Here is a 22,682-nt window from a genome sequence, read left to right on the forward strand (position 1 = left end):
CGCGCCCCACTCAGCCGCAGGAGAGGGTGCCGGCGCGGAGCGCGTGGCCGCTTTCGTTCCCGTCGTCGGCCCAGACCACCTGCTTGGTTCCGGAGGCACACGTGGCCGAAATCGCGAAACCTTCGTTGTTGTAGTCCGGCATTCCGCTCGGCCGGTCGTACGTGGCCGTGACGGCGAACGCGCCCTGCCCGTCGACGGCGAGCGTCGCCGAGTCGCCGCCGCAGTTGTCGTCGCAGACCGCCCACAGCTTGCCGGTGGAAGCCTCGTACTCGAGTTCCATGATCGAGTCGAGCCCGCTCGCGAAGCTCGCGACGCGGGTGTACTTGCCGCCGGCCTGGTCGAGCGCGTAGGCGTAGATCATCCCGTTGCTCTCGAGGCCGACCAGGTAGAGGCCGGTCCCGTGGCCGGGGTAGCTGCCCGGGTTGTACGGCGCCTTCGTGCGCTGGTCGACGAACCCCTTGGCGGTGAGGGCGCTGTCCGGGATCCACGAGACGGCTTCGAGACCGTCGTTGGCCGACACCTTCGGCAGGTCCGCCGTCAGATCCCATTCGGCCTTGGCGCTGAGGGTCTTGGCCGTGCCGGAGACGTCGTACCGGAGCACCTTGAGCGCGCTCGTCTTGCTGTTGTCGCCGTCGCGTTCGGTGGCCGCGACCACGCCGTCCGGGGTGGCCACGACGGCTTCGGCGTCCGGGTCGCCCTTGCCGCTGCGGTAGCGCAACTGCTTGCCCGACGACCAGCCGTTGGCGGTGTCCGGCTGCCATTTCGAGCCGTTGCGCACGAGGCGGTACAGCGTGCCGGGGCCGTTCTTGACCGCCCAGAGGACGTCCGGGCCGCCGAACGACAGGCCGCTCATGTTGCCGCCGAGGACGTTCGTCCCGTCGGCGTTCGTGACGGCCGATCCGCCCGGCCACGGGCTGTTCGCCGTCGTGGACGCGGTCGCGGTGGCGGCGGGCAGGACCAGCAGTGCCGCGGCGACGGTGGCCACGGCGGCGGGTCGGATCCGGCGTGATGATCGGGGCATTCGCGCTCCTTCGGGGCGGACGAAGTGGGTCGCGGCGTGTCGTCACAAGTTAAGTAAGTTTCCTTACGAATACAAGATATCGCCAGATTCTCACGAAATGAAGCAACGCTGGGTTTACAAAAGGTGGCCTCTTGTCAAACGGGGTGTACATCACCTATGGTTTTGTAAACCCAGCCAATGGAGGAGGGTGCGATGAGCGAGATGACGGGCACGATCCCGGCGGGCTCGACCGAACGCTGGACCGACGGCAAGCGATATCTGTGGCTGATCGGCCTGGTGGTGCCTTCGCTCGCGTTCCTGGCCATCGGCCTGCACGCGGCCACCGGCTGGGGGGTGTGGTTCTGGATCGGGCCGATCGTGATCCTGGTGATCGTGCCGCTGATCGACCTGGTGGCCGGGCTGGACCGCAGCAATCCGCCCGACGACGTGATCGAACGGCTGGAGCGGGATCGCTACTACCGCTGGATCACCTTCGCTTTCCTTCCCATCCAGTACGCGGGCTTCATCGTCGCGTTCTGGCTGATCGCCCGCGGTGACCTGTCCGTCGCGGACAAGATCGGCCTGGCGATCTCGATCGGCTGCATCGGCGGGATCGGCATCAACACCGCGCACGAACTCGGGCACAAGAAGGAGAGCCACGAGCGCTGGCTTTCGAAGATCGCGCTGGCGCAGAGCTTCTACGGCCACTTCTACATCGAGCACAACCGTGGCCACCACGTCCGGGTGGCCACTCCCGAGGACCCGGCCAGCAGCAGGGTGGGGGAGAGTTTCTACCGGTTCTGGCCACGCACCGTGTTCGGTTCGCTGAAGTCCGCGTGGGGGCTGGAGCGCAAGCGCTACGCCCGGCGCGACCGGCATCCGTTCCGGATCGGCAACGACGTGCTCAACGCCTGGCTGATGTCGGCGGTGCTGTGGGCGGCGATGGCCGTGTGGCTGGGGCCGGGGATCCTGCCGTACCTGGTGATCCAGGCGGTGGTCGGGTTCTCGCTGCTGGAGGTCGTGAACTACATGGAGCACTACGGCATGCGCCGGCAGATGGTCGGCCCGCCGAACCGCCGGCGGTACGAACGCGTGGACCCCAGCCACAGCTGGAACTCCAACAACATCGCCACCAACGTGCTGCTCTACCACCTGCAACGGCACAGCGATCACCACGCCAACCCGACCCGCCGCTACCAGACACTGCGCGATTTCGCGGAATCGCCGGTGCTCCCGACGGGCTACGCCGGGATGATCGTGCTGGCGCTGGTGCCGCCGGTCTGGCGGCGCGTGATGGATCCGCGGGTGCTCGCGCATTTCGACGGCGACATCTCCCGCGCCAACATCCAGCCGTCGAAGCGGGCCAAGGTGCTGGCGCGGTACGGAACGCGCGTCACCGCGCCGTCGCGGCACGCCGCCGACACGCACGGCGACGCGACCGAAGGCGGGATGTGCCCTGGCTGCGGCTATGTGTACGACGAGAAACTCGGCGACCCGCGGGAGGGTTTCCCCGCCGGGACCCCGTGGTCGGCGATCCCGGATTCGTGGTGCTGTCCGGACTGCGGCGTGCGGGAGAAGGTCGATTTCGTGGCACCGGGAAGGGTCGGAGCATGATGAAGATCGAGGCGGACCGCGCGAAATGCGACGGGCTGGGCATGTGCGAGGCGATGGCACCCGACTTCTTCGAAGTGGGCGACGACGGCACTGTCGTGGTGCTCGACGAACAGCCCGGTGAGGAACACCGCCAGGACCTGTCGGCCGCCGTCGACGCCTGCCCGGTCCTCGCCCTGAAGCTGCGGGACTGATCATGGCACTGGTCGTCGTGGGCGCGTCGCTGGCCGGCTTGCGCGCGGTGGAGGCGGCGCGCCGGGACGGATACCGAGGGCGGATCGTGCTGATCGGCGCGGAAGACCACCCGCCGTACGACCGGCTGCCGCTGTCGAAGGCGTTCCTCGACGCGGAAGGATCCGGCGAGGTCGAGCCGTTCCACGGCGAGGACGCGTTGCGCGACGAGTTCGGTGTCGAGCTGATGCTCGGCGCGCCCGCGGACGGGCTCGACACCGCCGCCCGCGAGGTCTCGGTGGCGGGGACGACGGTTCCCTACGAAGCGTTGGTGATCGCGACTGGCGCCACCGCGCGGCGGCTGCCCGGGAGCGAGGGGATCGCCGGAGTCCACACGTTGAGGACCGCGGAGGACGCGCTGGCGGTCCGTGCGGCGCTCGACGCCGGGGCACGGACAGTAGTGATCGGCGCGGGCTTCATCGGCTCGGAGGTCGCGGCCGCTGCTCGGAAGCGCGGGCTGCCGTCGACGATCGTCGAGACGCTCGACGTCCCGCTCGTCCGGTCCGTCGGCGCCGAGGCCGGCGCGGTGTGCGCCTCGCTGCACCGGGAGGCGGGTACGGAACTGCGGTTGTCCACCACGGTCACCGGCCTGGAGTCCGACGGCGGCGCGGTGACCGGCGTGCGGCTCTCGACCGGCGAAGTGCTGCCCGCTGAACTGGTGGTCGCCGGCATCGGCGTCGTCCCGGCCACCGGCTGGCTGGCCGGAAGCGGGGTACCGCTGCACGAGCGCGATGGCGGCGTGGTGTGCGACGCCACGCTCGCGACCGGAGTGCCCGGCGTGTACGCCGCCGGGGATGTCGCACATGCGGCGAATCCGTTGTTCGACGGCGAGTCGATGCGGCTGGAGCACTGGACGAACGCCGCGGAGCAGGGTGCCGCGGCCGCTCGTCACGCGCTCGCCCCGGAGGCGGCGAAGGCGTTGTCGCCGGTGCCGTACTTCTGGTCGGACTGGTACGACCATCGGATCCAGTTCGTCGGCACCCCGCGTGCGGACGAGGTGGTGGCCGCCGTCCCGGAGTCCGGTGGTTTCACCGCGCTGTACCGGCGCGGGGACCGGATCGTCGGGGCGCTGACCGTCGACCGGCCGCGGGAGATCATGAAGTACCGTCGGCACATCGCCGGGCGGGCGCCGTGGCCTGAGGCGCTGGCGTTCGCTGCGAGAATGGCGGCTTAGAATGACGATCATGAGTGAGGCACCGGTTACGGGAGGTCCGTACCGTCAACCGATCGTCGCGTCGGCGATCGAGCTGACCGTGCGTTCCGGCTGGTCCTCGGTGACGATGAGCAAACTCGCGGAGATCGTCGGCGTCAGCCGCCAGACCGTCTACAACGAACTCGGCTCGAAGACCCAGCTCGCCGAAGCGATGATCTCGCACGAACTCGCCCGGTTCCTTTCGGTGGTCCGGGATGCCTTCGAGCGGCACCCCGAAGACCTCGTCGAGGCGATCCACGACGCCGTCCGCGGCGTCCTCGAACTCGCCGACGACAATCTCCTGCTGCGTGCCATCGTCTCGGCCACGCACGGCGCCGACACCGAACTGCTGCCGTTGCTGACGGTGCGGGCCGGGAGCCTGCTGAGCGAAGCGACCGTCATGTTGCGCGGCCGTGTCCGCGCCTACGGGCCGCCACTGGACGCCGCGCAGCTGGACGTGGCGATCGACGTCGTGGTCCGGACCGTGCTGAGTCACATCATGCAGCCGTCGGACACCCCGGCACGCACGGCCGACGCCCTGGCGTGGATGGCTTCGCGTGTGCTCGGCGCGACGACGACCCGCTCATTGCGGCATCTCTCGGAGAATTAGGGCCGCGGTCTCCGCCGGGGTCGACCGGGTGTTGTCGATGCGCACGTGATCGTGCCGCTCGATCAGGTCCTGGGCGTGGGTGCGCCGCGTGTCGTCGGTGTTCATGACGTAGTCGCGGTCGAGTTCGAGCAGATTGGCGCGGGAGAAGTCGAGGTCGCGCTTGCTGGGCTTGCGGTCGAGGCGGAGCTCGGTGGTGTTCCGCTCGAGGCGTTCGTCGAGATCCGCGTACAGCTCGACGAACCGCGGCCTGCCGCCGCGCGACCGGACGATGTCGACGTACGAGGCGATGAGGTCGGTGTCCTCGGGGAGATCGAGACCCCACACGTAGGTGAAGACGAGGCCGGGCAGCGCGGCGTCGGCCGCCTCCTCGATGACACGGCGGCGGAACTCGTTGACGAGCCTGCCGAACGGCGGCGAGCCGAACGGGAAGATGCCGAGCACCGGCTCGACGGTCATGTGGTTGTGGAACAGCTTGAACCCGGTGAGCTTGCACAACTCCTCGCCGACGGTCATCTTGCCGACGGCGGGTGGTCCGAAGAGCACGACGAAGTCCACGTGGCCACGGTAGCGGGCTCACGAGTCGAGGCGCGGGGAATTGTCGGTGCCGTGTGCGACGCTCCACCGATGATCGTCGTGTTCGATGCCGAGCTCTGGGTCTGGGACGCCCGCCGTGGGGAGACCTGGACCTTCGTCAGCCTGCCCCAGGACATCTCCGAGGAGATCCGTGAGATCGCCGACGGGCCGCGCCGCGGGTTCGGAGCGGTCCGGGTCCAGGTCGGTATCGGCGGCAGCAAATGGAAGACGTCGATCTTCCCGGACTCCAAACAGGGTGCCTACGTGTTGCCGGTCAAGAAAGCGGTTCGCAAGGCCGAAGGGATCGAGGAAGGTGATAGGGCGAAAGTGACCGTCGAGCTGATCGATCTCTGACCAGGGCGCCGGCAAATTCGCACAAGCGCTGGTCAAGGCCACTCCTGACGATTCGGACTGGATCTCCGAACGGGGCAGATGTCAGGAGGCTTGACCGGCCATTGTCCACAAAGGACACTATTTGGTCGTTAGAACGACGCAAAACACTCACGACCCACTCGCAAAACGCTCACATCGGGCACGATCGCCTCGGAATTGTCCCCTATGGACAGTCGCGAGGGCGCGAGGCCGCTGGGACGAGCCCCTCCGTCACCGCTTGACCAGCGGATGGCGGCTTTACCGGGGACCTTGGACCTCTGACCGTCAGAGGAGGCGTTCACCGAGCGGCGTCGTCAGGTAGAGGACGCCGCGGCCGGAGCGTTCACGCGTGACGAGTCCGCTGTCCCGCAGGACCTTGAGGTGCTGGGAGACGGCGCTCGGTGTCACGCCCAAAGCACGCGCGAGGTCGGTCGTGGTCGCGGGGGAGGACAACGCGGTCAGGAGGGTGGCTCGCGTCCGGCCCAGTAGCCGTACGGAGCTGGACCGGGCTGAGCGTGTCCCGGCAGCCCACAGGGTGCCGGTTCCCCGCGCCGGATAGCGGATCGTGGTCTGGGTCGAGGAGTTCTCCTTGACCAGGACATACGGTGACCCGAGGACGACCGGTATCAGCACGAGACCTCCCAGCCCTCGCGTGACGACACGATGCTGATCGCGCCACCGCTCGCCGGCCAGGATCACCCGGTCGTCGTGCCAGCGGAGATCCGGATGCAGATCCGCGAACAACCGCTCGGCCCCACCCGCGGTCAAAGCCCGGGCGTGATAGCCGACATCGGCGTCCAGGACCGCCCGGATCCGTGGCCAATGCGGGGCGACAAGGCGGGCGTGGGCGACCCGAAGTTCCTCGGCGACGTCCCGCAGACCGGACACCGGATCATCGGCGAAGGCCGCGATGGCGGGAGGACGTTTTTCGCCGAAGATCCGGTCGAGGCTCGCCCTCACCCGGTCTTCAGGGGTTCGTTGCAGCGCGTCGAGGTCGTTTTCGAGGGAATCCCCGGAGTTTCGTGGGGCGGGGACGAGGAACTCCGGCCAGCCGAGTCTGCCGGTCACGACCAACGGCCAGGTACGCGAAAGGTCGAGTGGCTCGCGACCGAGTTCTTCGCGCGCCCAACGAAGCCAAGAGAGATTGACCGTGTTCCGGTCGATCCCGGCAAGTTGCTGCAGACAGGCCACGGTCTCGGACAGCGGCGAGATCGCGAACCGGGTCGCGGCCAGTTCGGAGACGCCCAGCTCGATGGTCATCGGCATCGCCCGAGTATGTAGGCATGAGCTAAATGGTGTCTCCGGAACACCGGACGCCGCCACGATCCGACCATGCCCGACCTATCCCGCGCCTACCGGCGGCTTTGGTGGGCCACCGGGATCGACAGCCTCGGCAACGGCGTCTTCGCTGCGGCGCTGCCCCTGCTGGCGGTGACGGTGAGCCACGACGCCAGAGACGTCGCCCTGGTCTCCGCCGCGACGTACCTGCCGTGGCTTCTGCTGTCGCTCACCGCCGGCTCCGTCGTCGACAAAGTCGACCTAACGACCCTCATGTGGCGAACGCAGACACTCCAAGCCCTGATCGTCGGGGTGCTCACCGCGCTCGTCGCGGCAGGAGCCGTCACCGTGCCTGTGCTCGTCCTGCTCGCGTTCGCGCTCGGGGCGTGCGATGTCTTCTATGACAACGCGGCGCAAACGGCGGTTCCGGATCTCGTCCCGAAAGGCCTACTGCACCAAGCGAACGGCAGACAGCAGGTGGCGATGATCGTGGGCAGGCAGTTCCTGGGCCCGCCTCTCGGGAGTCTCTTCTTCGCCCTCGCCTGGACGTTGCCGTTCGCCGTCGACGCCGCGTCGTTCGTCCTCGCCGCGGTACTGCTGGCGAAGCTGCCCAGACGAGGTGGCCAGGCGGAAAGCGCGAAGGTCCTCGATGGCGTCCGGTGGCTGATGAGGCACCGCTTGCTTCGCACTCTTGCGGTGCTGTTGGGCATCAACACCTTCTGCGGTCAGCTCGGGAACGCGACGCTCGTCCTGTTCGTGACCGACGTGCTGCATCTCGGCGCGGGGGTGTTCGGTCTCCTGCTCGCCGGTGCGGCGATCGGAGGTGTCGTGGGTGGGCTGGTGACCACCCGGCTGGTCGCCTGGCTCGGCGACCTCCGCGCGCTGCTCGTCTCGCTCGCCGTGAACGCCGTCGTCTTCCTCGGGATGGGGTTCAGCCCGAACGTCGCCGTACTCGGCGGGTTCTGGGCGGTGAGCAGTTTCGTGACGACCATTTGGAACGTCGTCACCGTCGGCGTCCGGCACCAGGAGGTGCCGTCGGCTCTGCTCGGCCGGGTCAACAGCGTGTACCGGCTGCTCGGCTGGGGACTGATGCCGCTCGGCGCGCTGACCGGCGGGCTGCTCGCGCACAGGTTCGGGCTTCGCGTTCCCTATCCCGTCGCGGGCGTCGTGCGCGGCCTCGCGCTCTTGGCCGCGCTTCCGGTGATCATCCCGGCGATGCGGGGCGCTACTCCTCAGTGAGCTCCGCCAGCTGATCCGCGGCGTCCTGGTTCCCCGCCGCGGCCAGCCGCCGCAGCTCGTCCAGGGCGCCCAGTTCGGTCGCCGTTTCGATCAGCTGGTCCGCCGCGTCGCTGCTGCCGCCGTCGGCCAGCCGCCGGAGTTCGGCCAGGTCGCCGCTTTCGGCGGCGGCCTGGATCCGTTCGTCGATGGCGTCCCGGTCAGCGCTCATGGTCACCAGGTTACGGGCAAGGCGTACACCCCATAGACGGAACCGTCGTGCTTGAAGTCGATCTCCGACAGGTCGGTCGCGAGCCGCAGTGTGGGGATACGCCGGTACAGCGTGCCGTAGACGACCTGAAGTTCCATGCGCGCGAGCGGCTGGCCGAGGCACTGGTGCACGCCGAAACCGAAAGCCACGTGACGGCGGGAGTCGCGGCGGAGGTCGAGCCGGTCGGGGTCGGGGAAGACGTCGGGATCGCGGTTGCCGATGTCGTTCGCCAGGATGATGCCTTCACCCGCCCGGATGACCTCGCCGGCGATCTCGATGTCCTCAAGCGCGACCCGGCGGCGTCCGTTGTGCGTGATGTGCAGGTAGCGCAGCAGTTCTTCGACGGCGGAGGCGATCAGCTTCGGGTCGTCGGTCTCGCGGAGGAGGGCGAGCTGGTCCGGGTGTTCGAGCAACGCCAGCGTGCCCAGCGCGATCATGTTGGCCGTCGTCTCGTGCCCGGCGATCAGCATGAGAACGCCCATCTGCGCCGCCTCCTGCCGGGTCAGCTCACCCGCACGGATGCGTTCGGTAAGACCCGACAGGAGGTCTTTGCCGGGGTTTTCGAGTTTCTCGCCGATCAGCGTGTCGAGGTACTCGCCCAGCGCGGCACCCGCGGCGGCCTTCGCCTCGGGGCCGGTCTCACGGTTGATGAGGACGTTGCTGTTGTCCTGGAAGAACTCGTGATCCGCGTAGTGGACACCCAGCAACTGGCAGATCACCAGCGAGGGCACGGGAAGCGCGAACGCCTTCACGAGGTCTGCGGGATTCGGACCGGCCAGCATCTCGTCGATCAGGTCGTCCACGATCTTCTGCACGCCTGGCCGCATGGCCTCCACGCGTTTGATGGTGAAGGGCGCGGTCACCATCCGGCGCAGCCGGGCGTGTTCGGGGTCGTCCATCAGGATGAAACTGATGGAGCCACCTCGCAGTGGTGTCGGGCTCGGATAGCCGGGCCGGGTGATGTCGGCGCTGACGCGGGGATCCGAGAGCAGTTTCCGCTGGTCGGCGTACCGGGTCGCGAGCCACGGCGTGCTGTCGTCCCACAACCGGACCCGCGCGAGCGGGGTTTCCTCCTGCAGCGACCGGATGACGGGTGGCGGGTCGAACGGGCAGCCCGCCGCCCTGGCGGCGGGAAAGGACGGTGTGGTGGTCAAGGCTTTCCTCCAACGAGAACACCGGTGAGGTCCGGGCGGCGCAGGCGGGCTTGTTTGGGCATGTTCCAGCCGAGGACACCGGTCACCACGCCGTTTCGCCGGTATTCGGCGACGAACCGGCGTTCGGCAGGAGATCCCTCCACAAGGGATACTTCCGCGTCCGCGAAGAGGGTGCCGTGGACGTGGATCTTGGTGTCGAACTGGTCGGTCCAGAAGTAGGGGATCGGCAGGTAGGGCCGGTCTTCGCCGAGGATGACCGTCGCCACGTGGGCCGCCTGCTCGGTGGCGTTGGTCCGGTTCTCCAGCCGCAAGGTCACGTCGAGCGCTTCGTGATGCCAGCGGGCCACGTCGCCCACGGCGTAGATCCCTTCCGCCGCACGGCATCGGGAATCGCAGACGACGCCGTTCGCCAGTGCCAGCCCGCTGCCTTCGAGCCAGTCCGTCGCCGGTGCGGCGCCGAACGCCACCACGACGACGTCCGCGGGGAGTACGTCGCCGGTTTCCAGTCGTACGCCGGTGACGTGCCCATCACGCGAATCCAGCCCGGTGACCGCCGCGCCGAGGCGCAGGGTCACGCCGCGGGAGGTATGCAGCTCCGCCAGCAGACCGGAGACGGCCGGGCCGAATTGCGCGGCCAGGGGCGCCGGCTGGGGACCCGCCAGGGTGACCGGGACGTCCATCCCCGCGACGCAGGCGGCGATCTCGGTACCGAGGACGCCGTCGCCGACGACGACCGCCCGTGAACAGGACAGCAGGTCCGCCCGCAAGGCCAGCGCGTCATCGAGGGTGCGGAGAACGTGAACACCGCTGAGATCGCTCTGGCCGGGGAAAGTGCGCGGTCGCAGTCCCGTGGCGAGCACGATCTCGTCGGCGGTCAGTTCGCGCCCCGAGGCCGTGCGGACGGTCCGCTCCCGGACGTCGAGCGCGACGGCCGCGTCGCCGAGCAGGAAATCGGCGTCCAATGTGGACAAGCGTTCGACGGTGCGAAGCTGGGTTCGAGCGGGTTCCCACTGTCCGGAAAGGACCTGTTTGGACAGTGGGGGCCGGTCGTAGGGGAGATGCGGCTCGGCGCCCAGCACCGTGATCCGGTCCGTATAGCCCTTGCGGCGCAAGGCCTCGACGGTGGCGAGGCCGGCGACGGAGGCGCCGACCACGAGCAGGGTCACTCGCTCACCGTGATGGCGGCGCCGGGACAGACGTCGGCGGCTTCGCGGACGATGTCGTGCGTGTCCGGGCCGGGCGTTTCCTGGAGCAGGAGCACGATGCCGTCCTCCTCCCGCTGGTCGAAGACGTCGGGGGCGAGCAGCACGCAGGTTCCGGCGCCGCAGCATTTGTCCTGGTCGACGGTGATCTTCATGGTCCTTTTCCTTCGTCCGGGCCGGGAGTGACCGGTGCGAGCCAGATCCCGGCGAGTGCGTCGATGAGCCCGGTCGCGGCGTCCTGCCAGGTGGACCGGGGAGTGGGGGTGCCCTCGGCGAGTGCGCGTTCGCGTTCGGCGACCATGTGGACCAGCAGCTGGCGGGCCATGTCGCCGCGTTCGGCGCGGACGTCGGCCGGTAGATCGGGCAGACAGCGGTGGAGTCCTTCGACGATCCGCACCAGCGACGGCGAGGTCAGCGATTCCTCGACCATGATCGGGCGGAGCGCGGGGTCGGTCATCACCTGCGCGCCGAATCGCGCGAACCAGGTGGGACTCCCGAGCGTGGCCAGATGCTCGGCCACGGGGGTGACCAGGCAGCCGATCCATTCCCGCAGATCCGTGCCGTCGCCGACGTCGGCGAGCATCCGGCGGCGGATCTCCTCGATCGGCCCCGAATGCCGCCGGGCGATCGCGCGCACCAGATCGGCCTTGGTGCCGAAGTGGTAGCCGACCGCGGTGTTGTTGCCCTGTCCCGCCGCTTCGCTGACCTGGCGGTTGGACACCGCGAACACGCCGTGTTCGGCGAACAGCCGCTCCGCCGCGGTCAGGATCAGTTCCCGCGTCGCGTGCGCCCGTTCGGCGCGGGCACCGGTGATCTCACTCGTCATGGGCATCACCATCGCACGGGCAGTTCCCGCAGTCCGCCGACGGCGAGCCCTTCGACCTTGCGCAGGTCCGCCGCCTCGACGGCGAGTTCCAGCGTGGGCAGTTTGTCCAGCAGGACACCGAGGACGACCTGGAGTTCGGTCCTGGCGAGCGGCTGCCCCAGGCACGCGTGCGCGCCGGCACCGAACGCCAGATGCGGGTTCGGGCTCCGGTCGAGCGCCATGTCGGCGGCGGCTTCGAACGCGCTCTCGTCCCGGTTCGCCGCGGCCATGCTGCACATCGCGGTGGTGCCCGCCGGCAAGGTCGTGCCGCCGACCTCGAAATCTTCGGTGAGGTAGCGGGACATGCCGATGCCCGCGTTGGCGTCCATGCGCAGGGATTCCTCGACGGCGGTGCGGATCAGCGACCGGTCCGCGAGCAGCGCTTCCCAGCGGCTCCGGTCCTCCAGCAGCATCGCCACCATCTTCGCGATCATGTTCGCGGTGGTCTCGTGCCCGGCGATGAGCAACCCGATGCCGGTCGCGACGAGCAGCGCGTCGGACCAGCGCTCCCCGTCGACATCGGTGTCGGTGATGAGCGCGCTGAGGATGTCCTCGCCGGGCTCGGCTCGCTTCGCCGCGATGTGCCCGCCCATGTACCGGCCGAATTCCGCCTGCGCGACGTCGAATTCGGCCTGCGTGTAGCGGGTCATGCTGAGCATGACGTCGGACCAGTGGGCGAAGCGTTCCCGGTCGGTGTCCGGGACGCCGAGCATGTCGCAGATGACCCATACGGGGAGCGGAAACGCCAGGCTCGCCTTGAGGTCCGCGGGCTCGCCCTTCGCGACCATTTCGTCGATCAGCTGGACGGCCATCGCCTCCATCCGGGGCCTCAGCGCGTTCATCCGCTTGGCGGTGAACCACTTCCCGAGCATCCGGCGCCATTTCAGATGCGCCTCGCCGTGCTGCGGGATCACGCCCGCCATCTCGCTGTTGAAGACCCCGCCCGATTCGGTGTCCGCGACCCGCGCCGCCTTGTCCGCGGGAGTCGGCCGGGTGAACCGGGGGTCGGAAAGGACGCTTTTGACGTCCGCGTAGCGGGTGATCAGCGTCGCCTCGTCGCCACTCGCGAGGGTGACCTTGGCGACCGGGCACTTAGCGCGGAACTCGGCCCATTCGGCGGGCGGTGCCAGGGCCGCCTCGGTCGGAAACGGGAAGCTCGGCAGACGCTCCGTCATCGAAGGCTCCTTCAGCGTGGCGGGGTTCGGTGATTCACACAGTGCCCGGGTTGTTGGCATAAGTCAATCAACTGACTTAAGTTGGAGTCGTTCGCTCCCCCATCCCCTCCGGAGGCCTTGAATGACTCAGCCCGTGCCACGCCCTCAAGTGGTCGTGGTGGTGTTAGCGCTGGGCGGGATCGTGGTCTCGCTGATGCAGACCCTGGTCATCCCCCTGATCCCGAAGCTGCCGGAACTGCTGGACGCGTCGCCCGCCGACGCGGTCTGGGTGATCACGGCGACGTTGCTGGCGAGCGCCGTCGCGACGCCGGTCGTCGGCAGGCTCGGCGACATGTACGGGAAGCGGCGGATGCTGCTGCTCAGCCTCGGCATGCTGATCGCCGGTTCGATCGTCGCCGGGCTCAGCGACACGCTGGCGCCGATGGTGGTCGGCCGGGTTCTGCAGGGTTTCGCGGCCGGGGTGATCCCGCTCGGGATCAGCATCATGCGCGACGAACTCCCGACCGAGAGGCTCGCTTCGGCGACGGCGACGATGAGCGCCTCACTCGGCGTCGGCGGCGCGCTCGGCCTGCCCGCGGCCGCGTTGCTCGCCGAGAACGCCGACTGGCATCTGCTGTTCTGGACGGCGGCCGGGCTCGGTGTCGTCGTGACCGGTCTCGTACTGGCGTTCGTCCCCGAATCGAACGTCCGCACCGGCGGCCGGTTCGATCTCGTCGGCGCGGTGGGTCTTTCGGCCGCCCTCGTCTGTCTCCTGCTGGCGATCTCCCAAGGGGCGCGGTGGGGCTGGGCGAGCGGGCGGACGCTGGGTCTGTTCGCGGCCGCCGCGCTGGTCCTGCTGCTCTGGGGTGCTTGGGAACTGCGGACGGCCCGGCCGCTGGTGGATCTGCGGACGACCGTCCGGCGGCAGGTCCTGCTGACGAACCTGACGTCGATCGTGTTCGCGTTCGCCATGTTCGCGCAGTCGCTGGTGCTGCCGCAGATCCTCCAGCTCCCGGCGGAGACCGGCTACGGGCTCGGGCAGACCATGCTGGTCACGGGGCTGGTGCTGGTGCCGTCCGGCGTGGTGATGATGCTGACCGCCCCCCTGTCCGCGCGGATCACGAAGGCCCGCGGCCCCAAGGTGACGCTGATGCTGGGCGCGCTCGTCGTCGCCGCCGGTTATGGCCTGGGGACCGTCCTGATGGCGAGCGTGTGGCATCTCGTGCTGGTGTCGGCCACGATCGGCGCCGGCATCGGGCTCGCCTACGGCGCGATGCCGGCGCTCATCATGGGCGCCGTCCCGGTATCGGAAACGGCGGCCGCGAACAGCCTCAACACCCTGATGCGCGCGATCGGCACGTCGATCTCCAGCGCGGTCGCGGGCGTGATCTTGTCGCAGCTGACCGTCTCCTTCGGACCGGTGCAGGTGCCGTCCCAGGGCGGATTCCGGCTGATCATGGGACTCGGGTCGGCGACCGCGCTCGTCGCACTGGCGATCGCCGCCTTCATTCCCGGCCGGTCTTCGCCAGTTTCGACGGCCACCAGATCTTCCGTCCGACGTCCACCGCCAGCGCCGGTACCAGCAGCGAACGCACCAGGAGCGTATCGAGCAGGACGCCGAACGCGACGATGAAAGCCAGCTGTGCCAAGAAGAGAATGGGCAGGACGGCGAGGGCGGCGAAGGTCGCGGCGAGTACGACACCCGCGGACGTGATCACGCCGCCGGTGACGCGCAGACCGCGCAGCGTCCCTTCCCTCGTGCCGATCTTGCCCGCCTCTTCGCGGACCCTGGTCATCAGGAAGATGTTGTAGTCGATCCCCAGTGCGACAAGGAAGACGAAGCCGAACAGCGGGACGACGGGGTCCGCTCCGGGGAAGTCGAAGACGTGGTTGAACACCAGCGCCGAGACTCCCATCGTCGCGGCGAACGACAGCACCACCGTGCCGATCAGCAGCAGCGGTGCCAGCAGTGACCTCAGCAGCAGCGCGAGCACGAGGAAGATCACGACCAGGACGATCGGGATGATCACCATCCGGTCGTGCTCGGAGGTCTCCCGCGTGTCGAGCAGCGTGGCCGTGGGCCCGCCGACCTTGGTGCCGTCGACGGTGTGCACGGCGTCGCGGATCCGTTGCACCGTCGCGACGGCCGCGTCGGAGTCCGGGGGATCGGCGAGCACGGCGTCGATCTTCGCGAGCCCGCCCGCTTCGGTGCTTTGGCGGACATCCGAAACGCCGGGGACCCGCGCCAGCGCGGTGACGGCCTGGGCTTGCCCGGCGGGAGTGATGATGACCGTGGGCGAGCCGGAGCCACCGGGGAAGTAGCGCGAGAGGACTTCCTGCCCCGCGACGGAATCGACCGGCGTGAGGAAGACGTCGGACTGCGCGGTGCCGGAAGCCTTGAGCTGAGGGAGGAACGCGCCGCCCGCGAGCAGGACGACGGTCGTGACGATCCAGATCGTCCGCGGTGCGCGGGAAACCAGGCCGGAGACGCGCGCCCAAAGCCCGCCGGTCTCGTCGCGGGGTGGGACCACCGCCGGACGGAAGGGCCAGAAGGCGTTGCGCCCGCACAAGGCCAGGACGGCGGGCAGGAACGTGATGGTCGTGAGGAAGGCGGCGCCGATGCCGATGGCGGCGACCGGGCCGAGTCCCTTGTTGGAGTTGAGATCGCTGAACAGCAGGCACAGCACGCCCAGGATCACGGTCCCGGCGGAGGCCGCGATCGGCTCGATGGTCGACCGCCAAGCCGTACGGAGCGCGCTGCGGGCGTCGTCGGTCGTCCGGAGTTCTTCGCGGTAGCGCGAGATCATCAGGAGCGCGTAGTCGGTGGCGGCGCCGAAGACGAGGATGAACAGGATCCCTTGGCTCTGCCCGTTCAGCGCCAGCACGTCGTGATCCGCGAGCAGGTACACCGCGAGACTCGCCGTGCCCAGCGCGAACACCGCCGACAGCAGCACGAGCAGGGGGAGGAGCGGGCTCCGGTAGACGATGACCAGAATGAGCGCGACCACCGCGCCCGCGACCAGGAGCAGCAGCCCGTCGATCCCGCCGAACGCCTCCTTGAGGTCGGCGACCTGCGCGGCGGGGCCGGTCACGAGCACTTTCAACCCGTCCGGGGTGTCACGGGCGAGCGACTCCCGCAGCGCCTCGACGCCGTCGCCGGGGTCGGTCGTGGCGTCCAGGAGCACGACCACCTGCGCGCCCGCGTTGCTCTGCGGGGCCGGGACGAGCCGGGCGTTCGACGTCCGGTCGGCGAGGAACCGCTTGTCGGTCTCGGTGAGGCCCGACGGCCGCTCGGCGACGACGATCGCCGGGATGACGGCGGCGCTGGAGAACTGCTTCTGGAGTTCGCCCACTTCGGTCGCTTCGGCCGACGCGGGCAGGAAACTGCTGCTGTCGTTCTCCGTGACCTGGCTGAGCTTGCCCGCGTACGGCCCGCTGAAGCCGCCGAAGATCAGCCAGGCGACCGCCACCAGGGCCGGGAGCAGCCACCGCAGACGTGACCGCGTGCGGGCGGGGCGTTCGACTTCCGAGATCATGGACGGATGGCTCCAGTGCTACTTCGACAAGTGAATAGTTCGACCATCGAAATACTAGAGTGGTCACCCGGGCGGGGCAATGTGAGGGGAGCTACCCGACATGGCTGAGGACGCCGAACAGGTCACGGACGACCTGCTCGTACTCCTGCTGCGGCAGCTGACCGTCGAGTCGGACCGGTTCGCGGAGCTGTTCGGAGAGAAGCACGGCCTGCACCGGACCGACCTCAACGCGCTCGCGGTGATCATGGACGCCGCCAGGATGGGCGCCCCGATGAGCCCGAGCACGCTCGCGAGCGCGTTGCACCTGAGCGCGTCGGCGACGACGGCGGTGCTGGACCGGCTGGAGCGGGCCGGGCACCTCCATCGGGACCGGAGCGCGACCGACCGGCGCAAGGTCGAGTTGCGGATGCACGAGAAGGCGCGGGAGATCGGTGCCGAGTTCTTCCTGCCCCTCGGCCGGCGCTACGCCGAAGCCTGGCGGGAGATGGGGGAGGACGAGCGGCGGACGGTCGCCCGCTTCCTCCGGAGCAGTATCGCCGCGACCGTCGAAGTGCGGGGCCGGCTGGCACCGTGAACACTCGGGAGCATGCGATGTGTGGTGCTCGGGGCGACGGGATATGTCGGCGGGCGGCTGGTGCCGCAACTGCTCGAAGCGGGTCACGAGGTCCGCGTGGTGGCCCGTTCGCCGGAGAAGGTCGCCGAGGAGCCGTGGCGTGACCGGGTCGACGTCGAACGCGGCGACGTCACGGATCCGGCCTCGATCGAGACGGCGCTGACCGGCTGCGAGGTCGTCTACTACCTCGTGCATTCGTTGGCACGCAAGGACTTCGTCGACGTCGACCGCGAGGGGGCGAAGACGGTCGCCGAGGCGGCCAAGGCGGCGGGCGCGCGGCGCCTGGTGTACCTGGGCGGCATCGTGCCGGACGACGAAGAGTTGTCGCCGCATCTCGCGTCACGCGCCGAAGTCGGCCGGGTCCTGCTGGACTCCGGGGTGCCCGCGATCGTCCTGCAGGCCGCGGTGATCATCGGCTCCGGCTCGGCGAGTTTCGAGATGCTGCGCTACCTGACGGAGCGGCTTCCGGCGATGGTCACGCCGCGCTGGGTGCGCAACCGCATCCAGCCGATCGCGATCCGGGACGTGCTGCACTACCTCGTGCACGCGGCCGAACTGCCGTCCGAAGTGAACGGTGCCTTCGACATCGGCGGGCCCGACGTGCTGACCTACTTGGACATGATGCGCCGCTACGCCGTCGTGGCGGGCTTGCCGAGACGAGCCGTCGTCCCCGTGCCGGTGCTGACCCCGTGGCTGTCCGCGCAATGGGTCAACCTGGTCACGCCCGTGCCGAAGGCGATCGCGGTGCCGCTGATCGAGTCGCTGGTGCACGAGGTCGTCTGTCACGACCACGCGATCGCCGAGCACATCCCCGACCCGGAAGCGGGGCTGACCCACTACGAGCGCGCCGTCGAACTGGCGCTGTCCCGGATCCGCAACGCCGACGTGCCGACCCGCTGGTCGGACGCGTCGGGCGACGCGGCGCCCTCGGATCCGCTGCCGAGCGATCCGGACTGGGCGGGCGGGACCGTGTACGAGGACAAGCGTGAGCAGCGGACGGACGCCTCGCCGGAGGCGCTGTGGGACGTCATCGAGTCCATCGGCGGGGAACACGGGTGGTACTCGTTCCCGCTGGCCTGGTCGGTGCGCGGCTGGGCCGACCGGCTCGTCGGCGGCGTCGGGTTGCGGCGCGGCAGGCGGGATCCGCGACGGCTGCATCTCGGCGAGGCGCTGGACTGGTGGCGCGTCGAATACCTCGACCGGCCGCGGTTGCTGCGGTTGCGGGCGGAGATGAAGCTGCCGGGCCGCGCTTGGCTCGAACTCGGCGTCGAGTCCGATGAGGACGGTCGGACGATCTACCGGCAGCGCGCGGTGTTCGAGCCGCATGGGCTGGCCGGGCACGCGTACTGGAAGGGGATCGCGCCGTTCCACGGCGTCGTCTTCGGTGGCATGGTCCGCAACATCACCGGTGCGGCGCAGAAGGCGGCCGGTGTATCCGGGAGCTGACGGAGACTTCGAACCGGTGCGGCGTCGTGGCCGCTGGGTGGGCTGAAGGCTCCCTTCGCCGCGTCTAATGCGATGAAGGGAGCCTTCACCTCGGGCTCGGCTCCCCTTCAGTGGGCCGGTGAGGCGGTACTCGAGCGCACGACGAGTTCGGTCGGGACGCTGATCGCCTCCGCCGCCCCCGCCTCGGACATCCCGGCCAGAAGGGCCGCGACGGCCCGCTTGCCGACCTCGTCGAACGACTGCCGGACCGTCGTGAGCGGCGGCCAGAAATGGGCGGCCTCGTCCATGTCGTCGAAGCCGACGACGCTCACGTCGCCCGGAACGGACCGGCCTTTTTCGTGGAGCGCTCGCAGCAGACCGAGCGCCATCTGGTCGTTGGCGGCGAACACGGCGGTGACCGTGGGATCGCCGGCCAGCCGGACGCCGTGTTCGTAGCCGGACCGCGACGACCAGTCGCCGGTGAGCGGCGGCGGCACTTCCCGTCCCGCGTCTTCCAGCGTCTCCTGCCACGACTTCCGGCGGCGTTCGGCCGCGTAGGACTCGGGCGGTCCGGCCACGTGCCAGACGGTCTCGTGGCCGAGGTCGAGCAGATGCCTGGTCGCGGCGGTGGCGCCGGAGGCCTGGTCGAAATCGACCACCGGATGGTCGCGCCGTCCGCCCGCGTCGATGACGACGACCGGGAGCCCGTGGGGGAGTTCGATCTCGCTTTGGTCCAGTTCGTGCTGCTCGATCAGGATGATGACGCCGTCGACGGCCTGTTCGTCCAGCCTGCTGAAGGCCCCCGACACCTCGCCTTGGGACGGCCTGGTCACCGGCATGAGGATGATCGAGAAGCCTTCGCCGGCGGCCGCGGACGCGACGGCGTCGAGGGTCCGGCTGTTGCCGAACGTCGAGAGCGCGGAGATGATCACGCCGATACTGCGGAAACGGCCGTTGCGCAGCGCGCGGGCGGCACTGTTGGGCCGGTAGCCCACCCGGCGCATGGCGGCGAGCACGCGTTCGCGCGTCGCCTCGTCGACGTTCGACCTGCCGTTCGCGACCCGGGAGACGGTCTGGCCGGACACTCCGGCTTCCCTGGCGACGTCGGCCATCGACGGCCCGCGGCCGCTCCTGGACATGTTCACGTCAACACGATAGCCTCCGCCGGTCTGATGTTGACGTAAACATCTCGCGAGCCGCGCCATTCTCGCCAGAATCCGGAGGGACGATGACGTCCACAGCGGTCGCGCCCACGCCGGCGCCACCCCGCCGTGCGGCCACCGCGCGCCGCACTCGCCGCGACTGGCGTGGCTGGCTCTTCGTCGCCCCGTTCATGCTGGTGTTCGCGCTGACGTTCCTGGCCCCGATCGGCTACGCGTTCGTCCTGAGCCTGTTCCGCGAACAGGCCTTCTTCGGCGGCACGACCTTCGTCGGAGTGGACAACTACGCGCAGGTGCTCGCCGACCCGAAGTTCTGGGACGCCTTCCAGCGGGTGCTGGTGTTCCTCGCCGTTCAGGTGCCGATCATGCTGGTGCTCGCGCTGATCGCGGCGCTGGCGATCGACAGCGCCCGGCTGCACGCCGCCGGTTTCTTCCGGGTCGTGATCTTCCTGCCGTACGCCGTGCCGGCCGTGGTCGCCGCGCTGATGTGGGGCTTCCTCTACGGCGACCACTTCGGACTGGCCGCCGACCTGAACCACCTGCTCGGCCGCGACGTGGTGAAACCGTTGTCGGACAACTGGATGCTCGCCTCCATCGGCAACGTCGTCACCTGGGAGTTCGCCGGGTACAACATGCTCATCTTCTATTCCGCGCTGAAAGTGATCCCCAAGGAACAGTTCGAGGCCGCGGCGATCGACGGCGCCGGCGCGTTCCGCACCATCCTGAGCGTGAAGCTGCCCGCGCTGCGCGGGGCGATCGTCATCGCGACGATCTTCTCGATCATCGGCAGTTTCCAGCTGTTCAACGAGCCGAACATCATGCGCACCCTGGCGCCCAACGTGATCGGCACCTTCTACACGCCGAACATGTACGCCTACAACCTTTCCTTCGGCGCGCAGCAGTACAACTACTCCGCCACCGTGGCGATCGTGATGGGCGTCATCACCGCGATCATCGCCTACGTCGTGCAGCTGCGCGGCTCCCGGAAGGGGATGTGATGGCGACGTTCTCGGTGACGAGGCCACGGAAGTCCCGTGTACTCACCGCTGTCATGGCGTTGTACCTGATCTACACACTCGTGCCGCTGGTGTGGCTGGTGATCAACGCGACCAAGACGCAGCCCACCCTGTTCACCACGTCGGGTCTGGCGTTCGGCGGGCCGTTCGCGTTGTTCGACAACATCGGCGAGACCTTCACCTACGACAACGGGATCTTCCTGCGCTGGCTGGGCAACACGCTGCTCTACGTCGTGGCGGGCGCCGGGGGAGCGACCGTCCTGGCCACCGCGGCGGGATACGGTCTGGCGAAATACCGCTTTCCCGGCCGCCGTGCGGTGTTCGCGGTCGTGCTCGGCGCGGTCGCGGTCCCCGGTACGGCGCTCGCGGTGCCGACGTTCCTGATGTTCAGCGAACTCGGCCTCACCAACACGCCGCTCGCGATCATCATCCCGTCGCTCATCAGCCCGTTCGGCCTGTACCTGATCTGGGTGTACGCCGCCGACGCGATTCCCGACGAACTGCTGGAGGCGGCGCGGATCGACGGCGCGGGGGAGATCCGGATCTTCCTCACCGTGACGCTGCGCCAGCTGGCGCCGGGGATCGTCACGGTGGCCCTGTTCACTGTGGTGTCCACTTGGAACAACTACTTCCTGCCGCTGATCATGCTCAGCGAGCCGAAGTGGTATCCGCTCACCGTCGGGCTCAACCAGTGGAGCGCGCAGGCCTCCGGAGCAGGCGCCCAGCCGGTGTACCACCTGGTGCTGACCGGTTCGCTGCTCACCATCGTCCCGCTCGTCATCGCCTTCCTGCTCATGCAGCGCTACTGGCAGTCCGGCCTGAGCGCGGGCAGCGTCAAGCAATGATCACCGTCCCGAAAGGACCTTCGATGTCGCGAATCCACAGACGCGTCAAGGCAGCCGTCGCCGTCGCCGTCGCCTTGGCCGCGGCACTGGCCGTCGGCTGTTCGTCCGGCACGGACGGCCCGGCCGCAGGGTCGCAGGACTCGGTCGACGCCGCGCTCAAGGCGGGCGGCACGATCACGTACTGGAGCTGGACGCCGTCCGCGAAGGACCAGGTGGCCGCGTTCGAGAAGGAATTCCCGAACGTCAAGGTCAACTACGTCAACGCCGGTACCAACAAGGAGCAGTACACCAAACTGCAGAACGCGATCAAGGCGGGCTCCGGGGCGCCGGACGTCGCGCAGATCGAGTACTACGCGTTGCCGCAGTTCGCGCTCACCGAGTCGCTGGCGAATCTCGACCAGTACGGCTTCGGGGCCTTCGAAAAGGACTACGCGCCCTCGACCTGGTCCAGTGTCCGGGTGAATAACGGCCTATACGGCCTGCCGCAGGACTCCGGCCCGATGGCGCTGTTCTACAACAAAGAAGTCTTCGACGCCCATGGCATCGCCGTGCCGAAGACCTGGGACGAGTACGTCGCCGCGGCCAAGAAACTGCACACGGCCGACCCCGGCAAGTACCTCACCTCCGACACCGGCGACCCCGGCTTCGCCACCAGCATGATCTGGCAGGCGGGCGGGAAACCGTTCGCCGCCGACGGCCGGAACGTCAAGGTCGACCTGGCCGACCCGGGCACCAAGAAATGGACCGCCACCTGGAACCAGCTGGTCGAAGGCAAACTTCTCGCCCCGATCAAGGAGTGGTCCGACGACTGGTTCCGCGCACTCGGTGACGGCACCATCGCCTCGCTGGTCACGGGCGCCTGGATGCCGGGCAACTTCAAATCCTCGGTCCCCGGCGGCGCGGGCAAATGGGCGGTGGCGCCGATGCCGACCTACGACGGGCAGCCGGTCACCGCGGAGAACGGTGGCAGCACGCAGTCGGTGCTGAAGCAGAGCGGCAACCCGGCGCTGGCGGCGGCGTTCGTCCGGTGGCTCAACCACGGCAACGGGGTCAAGCCGTTCATCGCCAGCGGCGGTTTCCCGGCGACGACGGCCGACCTGAACTCGCCCGCCTTCCTCGACCAGGCCGATCCCTACTTCGGCGGCCAGAAGATCAACCAGGTGCTCAACGACGCGTCGAAGAACGTCGCGAAGGGCTGGAGCTACCTGCCGTACCAGACCTACGCCAACAGCGTCTTCAGCGACACCGTCGGCAAGGCCTACCTCGGCGGCACCTCGCTCGACGCCGGCTTGAACGCCTGGCAACAGGCGATCGTCGACTACGGCAACCAGCAGGGCTTCACCGTCAGCGCGGGGTGAG

22 protein-coding genes and 1 pseudogene are annotated in these 22,682 nt (G+C 68.9%); 12 read left to right on the plus strand and 11 right to left on the minus strand.

Going from position 1 to position 22,682, the window contains the following annotated elements:
- Positions 1-10 precede the first annotated feature (10 nt).
- Positions 11-1,021 (minus strand): SdiA-regulated/phytase-like domain-containing protein, encoded by a 1,011-nt coding sequence (locus AJAP_RS17290; protein WP_038512875.1) that lies wholly within the window; start codon positions 1,019-1,021, stop codon positions 11-13.
- A gap of 192 nt (positions 1,022-1,213) precedes the next feature.
- On the opposite strand from AJAP_RS17290, the gene AJAP_RS17295 reads away from it, so the two are divergent.
- From AJAP_RS17295 to AJAP_RS17310, 4 genes are read left to right on the plus strand one after another with little or no spacing between them, the layout of a single operon-like run.
- The gene (locus AJAP_RS17295; protein ID WP_038512877.1) at positions 1,214-2,614 is read left to right on the plus strand and encodes a fatty acid desaturase; all 1,401 of its coding nucleotides are present in this window, start codon (positions 1,214-1,216) and stop codon (positions 2,612-2,614) included.
- The gene (locus tag AJAP_RS17300; RefSeq protein WP_037338602.1) at positions 2,611-2,805 is read left to right on the plus strand and encodes a ferredoxin; all 195 of its coding nucleotides are present in this window, start codon (positions 2,611-2,613) and stop codon (positions 2,803-2,805) included. Before AJAP_RS17295 ends, AJAP_RS17300 begins: the two co-directional genes overlap by 4 nt.
- Before the next feature lie 2 nt (positions 2,806-2,807).
- Entirely contained in the window at positions 2,808-4,016 is a 1,209-nt protein-coding gene (locus AJAP_RS17305; protein ID WP_038512880.1) for an NAD(P)/FAD-dependent oxidoreductase, read from the plus strand.
- Position 4,017: 1 nt separating this feature from the next.
- Positions 4,018-4,644: a TetR family transcriptional regulator gene (locus AJAP_RS17310; protein ID WP_037338600.1), complete on the plus strand. Its 627-nt coding sequence runs from the start codon at positions 4,018-4,020 to the stop codon at positions 4,642-4,644.
- Here AJAP_RS17310 and AJAP_RS17315 read toward each other — a convergent pair.
- Positions 4,618-5,199: an AAA family ATPase gene (locus tag AJAP_RS17315; RefSeq protein WP_038512884.1), complete on the minus strand. Its 582-nt coding sequence runs from the start codon at positions 5,197-5,199 to the stop codon at positions 4,618-4,620. The genes AJAP_RS17310 and AJAP_RS17315 overlap by 27 nt on opposite strands.
- Before the next feature lie 69 nt (positions 5,200-5,268).
- On the opposite strand from AJAP_RS17315, the gene AJAP_RS17320 reads away from it, so the two are divergent.
- Positions 5,269-5,571, plus strand: coding sequence for a DUF1905 domain-containing protein (locus AJAP_RS17320; protein ID WP_038512886.1), 303 nt, complete (start codon positions 5,269-5,271; stop codon positions 5,569-5,571).
- 303 nt (positions 5,572-5,874) lie between these two features.
- Here AJAP_RS17320 and AJAP_RS17325 read toward each other — a convergent pair whose 3' ends face one another.
- The gene (locus AJAP_RS17325; protein ID WP_228694968.1) at positions 5,875-6,855 is read right to left on the minus strand and encodes an ArsR/SmtB family transcription factor; all 981 of its coding nucleotides are present in this window, start codon (positions 6,853-6,855) and stop codon (positions 5,875-5,877) included.
- A gap of 66 nt (positions 6,856-6,921) precedes the next feature.
- Here AJAP_RS17325 and AJAP_RS17330 point away from each other — a divergent pair, with 66 nt between their 5' ends.
- Positions 6,922-8,106 (plus strand): MFS transporter, encoded by a 1,185-nt coding sequence (locus AJAP_RS17330; RefSeq protein ID WP_038512888.1) that lies wholly within the window; start codon positions 6,922-6,924, stop codon positions 8,104-8,106.
- Here AJAP_RS17330 and AJAP_RS17335 read toward each other — a convergent pair.
- The 6 genes from AJAP_RS17335 to AJAP_RS17360 are packed head-to-tail and all read right to left on the minus strand — an operon-like array spanning position 8,093 to position 12,749.
- Complete coding sequence (locus AJAP_RS17335) at positions 8,093-8,314, minus strand: hypothetical protein (RefSeq protein ID WP_038512890.1); 222 nt, start codon at positions 8,312-8,314, stop codon at positions 8,093-8,095. The two genes, AJAP_RS17330 and AJAP_RS17335, sit on opposite strands and share 14 nt — an antisense overlap.
- A gap of 2 nt (positions 8,315-8,316) precedes the next feature.
- Positions 8,317-9,507: a cytochrome P450 gene (locus AJAP_RS17340; RefSeq protein WP_038512893.1), complete on the minus strand. Its 1,191-nt coding sequence runs from the start codon at positions 9,505-9,507 to the stop codon at positions 8,317-8,319.
- The gene (locus tag AJAP_RS17345; protein WP_148311524.1) at positions 9,504-10,673 is read right to left on the minus strand and encodes an NAD(P)/FAD-dependent oxidoreductase; all 1,170 of its coding nucleotides are present in this window, start codon (positions 10,671-10,673) and stop codon (positions 9,504-9,506) included. The genes AJAP_RS17340 and AJAP_RS17345 overlap by 4 nt, the downstream gene beginning before the upstream one ends.
- Complete coding sequence (locus AJAP_RS17350) at positions 10,670-10,864, minus strand: ferredoxin (protein ID WP_038512896.1); 195 nt, start codon at positions 10,862-10,864, stop codon at positions 10,670-10,672. The genes AJAP_RS17345 and AJAP_RS17350 overlap by 4 nt, the downstream gene beginning before the upstream one ends.
- Positions 10,861-11,535, minus strand: a complete 675-nt coding sequence (locus AJAP_RS17355) for a TetR/AcrR family transcriptional regulator (RefSeq protein WP_038523281.1) — start codon at positions 11,533-11,535, stop codon at positions 10,861-10,863. The genes AJAP_RS17350 and AJAP_RS17355 overlap by 4 nt, the downstream gene beginning before the upstream one ends.
- A 5-nt stretch (positions 11,536-11,540) precedes the next feature.
- Positions 11,541-12,749: a cytochrome P450 gene (locus AJAP_RS17360; RefSeq protein WP_038512899.1), complete on the minus strand. Its 1,209-nt coding sequence runs from the start codon at positions 12,747-12,749 to the stop codon at positions 11,541-11,543.
- A gap of 121 nt (positions 12,750-12,870) precedes the next feature.
- Between AJAP_RS17360 and AJAP_RS43010 the strand changes: the two are divergent.
- Positions 12,871-14,346, plus strand: a pseudogene (locus AJAP_RS43010) (MFS transporter); the annotation flags it as partial.
- On the opposite strand, the gene AJAP_RS17365 reads toward AJAP_RS43010, so the two are convergent.
- Positions 14,234-16,264 carry an MMPL family transporter gene (locus AJAP_RS17365; RefSeq protein WP_051972495.1) on the minus strand — a complete coding sequence of 677 codons (2,031 nt, stop codon included), beginning with the start codon at positions 16,262-16,264 and terminating at the stop codon, positions 14,234-14,236. The pseudogene AJAP_RS43010 and the gene AJAP_RS17365 sit on opposite strands and share 113 nt — an antisense overlap.
- 100 nt (positions 16,265-16,364) lie before the next feature.
- Between AJAP_RS17365 and AJAP_RS17370 the strand changes: the two genes are divergently transcribed.
- Together AJAP_RS17370 and AJAP_RS17375 are read left to right on the plus strand one after the other, a co-directional pair.
- Entirely contained in the window at positions 16,365-16,838 is a 474-nt protein-coding gene (locus AJAP_RS17370; protein ID WP_038512902.1) for a MarR family winged helix-turn-helix transcriptional regulator, read from the plus strand.
- Between the two features lie 12 nt (positions 16,839-16,850).
- Positions 16,851-18,323, plus strand: a complete 1,473-nt coding sequence (locus AJAP_RS17375) for an SDR family oxidoreductase (RefSeq protein ID WP_038512904.1) — start codon at positions 16,851-16,853, stop codon at positions 18,321-18,323.
- Between the two features lie 107 nt (positions 18,324-18,430).
- On the opposite strand, the gene AJAP_RS17380 is transcribed toward AJAP_RS17375, so the two are convergent.
- Positions 18,431-19,441: a LacI family DNA-binding transcriptional regulator gene (locus tag AJAP_RS17380; protein WP_051972496.1), complete on the minus strand. Its 1,011-nt coding sequence runs from the start codon at positions 19,439-19,441 to the stop codon at positions 18,431-18,433.
- 89 nt (positions 19,442-19,530) lie between these two features.
- Between AJAP_RS17380 and AJAP_RS17385 the strand changes: the two genes are divergently transcribed.
- From AJAP_RS17385 to AJAP_RS17395, 3 genes are read left to right on the plus strand one after another with little or no spacing between them, the layout of a single operon-like run.
- Positions 19,531-20,460 carry a carbohydrate ABC transporter permease gene (locus AJAP_RS17385; RefSeq protein WP_084098211.1) on the plus strand — a complete coding sequence of 310 codons (930 nt, stop codon included), beginning with the start codon at positions 19,531-19,533 and terminating at the stop codon, positions 20,458-20,460.
- On the plus strand, positions 20,460-21,323 hold the full coding sequence (locus AJAP_RS17390; RefSeq protein ID WP_038512910.1) for a carbohydrate ABC transporter permease: 864 nt from the start codon (positions 20,460-20,462) through the stop codon (positions 21,321-21,323). The genes AJAP_RS17385 and AJAP_RS17390 overlap by 1 nt, the downstream gene beginning before the upstream one ends.
- Before the next feature lie 23 nt (positions 21,324-21,346).
- Positions 21,347-22,681, plus strand: a complete 1,335-nt coding sequence (locus AJAP_RS17395; RefSeq protein ID WP_038523288.1) for an ABC transporter substrate-binding protein — start codon at positions 21,347-21,349, stop codon at positions 22,679-22,681.
- Position 22,682 lies beyond the last annotated feature (1 nt).

The organism is Amycolatopsis japonica (assembly GCF_000732925.1).
GTDB classification, from domain to species: domain Bacteria; phylum Actinomycetota; class Actinomycetes; order Mycobacteriales; family Pseudonocardiaceae; genus Amycolatopsis; species Amycolatopsis japonica.

What these genes read in the sequence shown, in the direction of transcription:
- AJAP_RS17290 (WP_038512875.1), bottom strand. Translation starts at nt 1,021, where the DNA reads ATGCCCCGATCATCACGCCGGATCCGACCCGCCGCCGTGGCCACCGTC.
- AJAP_RS17295 (WP_038512877.1), top strand. Translation starts at nt 1,214, where the DNA reads ATGAGCGAGATGACGGGCACGATCCCGGCGGGCTCGACCGAACGCTGG.
- AJAP_RS17300 (WP_037338602.1), top strand. Translation starts at nt 2,611, where the DNA reads ATGATGAAGATCGAGGCGGACCGCGCGAAATGCGACGGGCTGGGCATG.
- AJAP_RS17305 (WP_038512880.1), top strand. Translation starts at nt 2,808, where the DNA reads ATGGCACTGGTCGTCGTGGGCGCGTCGCTGGCCGGCTTGCGCGCGGTG.
- AJAP_RS17310 (WP_037338600.1), top strand. Translation starts at nt 4,018, where the DNA reads ATGACGATCATGAGTGAGGCACCGGTTACGGGAGGTCCGTACCGTCAA.
- AJAP_RS17320 (WP_038512886.1), top strand. Translation starts at nt 5,269, where the DNA reads ATGATCGTCGTGTTCGATGCCGAGCTCTGGGTCTGGGACGCCCGCCGT.
- AJAP_RS17325 (WP_228694968.1), bottom strand. Translation starts at nt 6,855, where the DNA reads ATGCCGATGACCATCGAGCTGGGCGTCTCCGAACTGGCCGCGACCCGG.
- AJAP_RS17330 (WP_038512888.1), top strand. Translation starts at nt 6,922, where the DNA reads ATGCCCGACCTATCCCGCGCCTACCGGCGGCTTTGGTGGGCCACCGGG.
- AJAP_RS17335 (WP_038512890.1), bottom strand. Translation starts at nt 8,314, where the DNA reads ATGAGCGCTGACCGGGACGCCATCGACGAACGGATCCAGGCCGCCGCC.
- AJAP_RS17350 (WP_038512896.1), bottom strand. Translation starts at nt 10,864, where the DNA reads ATGAAGATCACCGTCGACCAGGACAAATGCTGCGGCGCCGGAACCTGC.
- AJAP_RS17355 (WP_038523281.1), bottom strand. Translation starts at nt 11,535, where the DNA reads ATGACGAGTGAGATCACCGGTGCCCGCGCCGAACGGGCGCACGCGACG.
- AJAP_RS17360 (WP_038512899.1), bottom strand. Translation starts at nt 12,749, where the DNA reads ATGACGGAGCGTCTGCCGAGCTTCCCGTTTCCGACCGAGGCGGCCCTG.
- AJAP_RS17365 (WP_051972495.1), bottom strand. Translation starts at nt 16,264, where the DNA reads ATGATCTCGGAAGTCGAACGCCCCGCCCGCACGCGGTCACGTCTGCGG.
- AJAP_RS17370 (WP_038512902.1), top strand. Translation starts at nt 16,365, where the DNA reads ATGGCTGAGGACGCCGAACAGGTCACGGACGACCTGCTCGTACTCCTG.
- AJAP_RS17375 (WP_038512904.1), top strand. Translation starts at nt 16,851, where the DNA reads ATGCGATGTGTGGTGCTCGGGGCGACGGGATATGTCGGCGGGCGGCTG.
- AJAP_RS17380 (WP_051972496.1), bottom strand. Translation starts at nt 19,441, where the DNA reads ATGTCCAGGAGCGGCCGCGGGCCGTCGATGGCCGACGTCGCCAGGGAA.
- AJAP_RS17385 (WP_084098211.1), top strand. Translation starts at nt 19,531, where the DNA reads ATGACGTCCACAGCGGTCGCGCCCACGCCGGCGCCACCCCGCCGTGCG.
- AJAP_RS17390 (WP_038512910.1), top strand. Translation starts at nt 20,460, where the DNA reads ATGGCGACGTTCTCGGTGACGAGGCCACGGAAGTCCCGTGTACTCACC.
- AJAP_RS17395 (WP_038523288.1), top strand. Translation starts at nt 21,347, where the DNA reads ATGTCGCGAATCCACAGACGCGTCAAGGCAGCCGTCGCCGTCGCCGTC.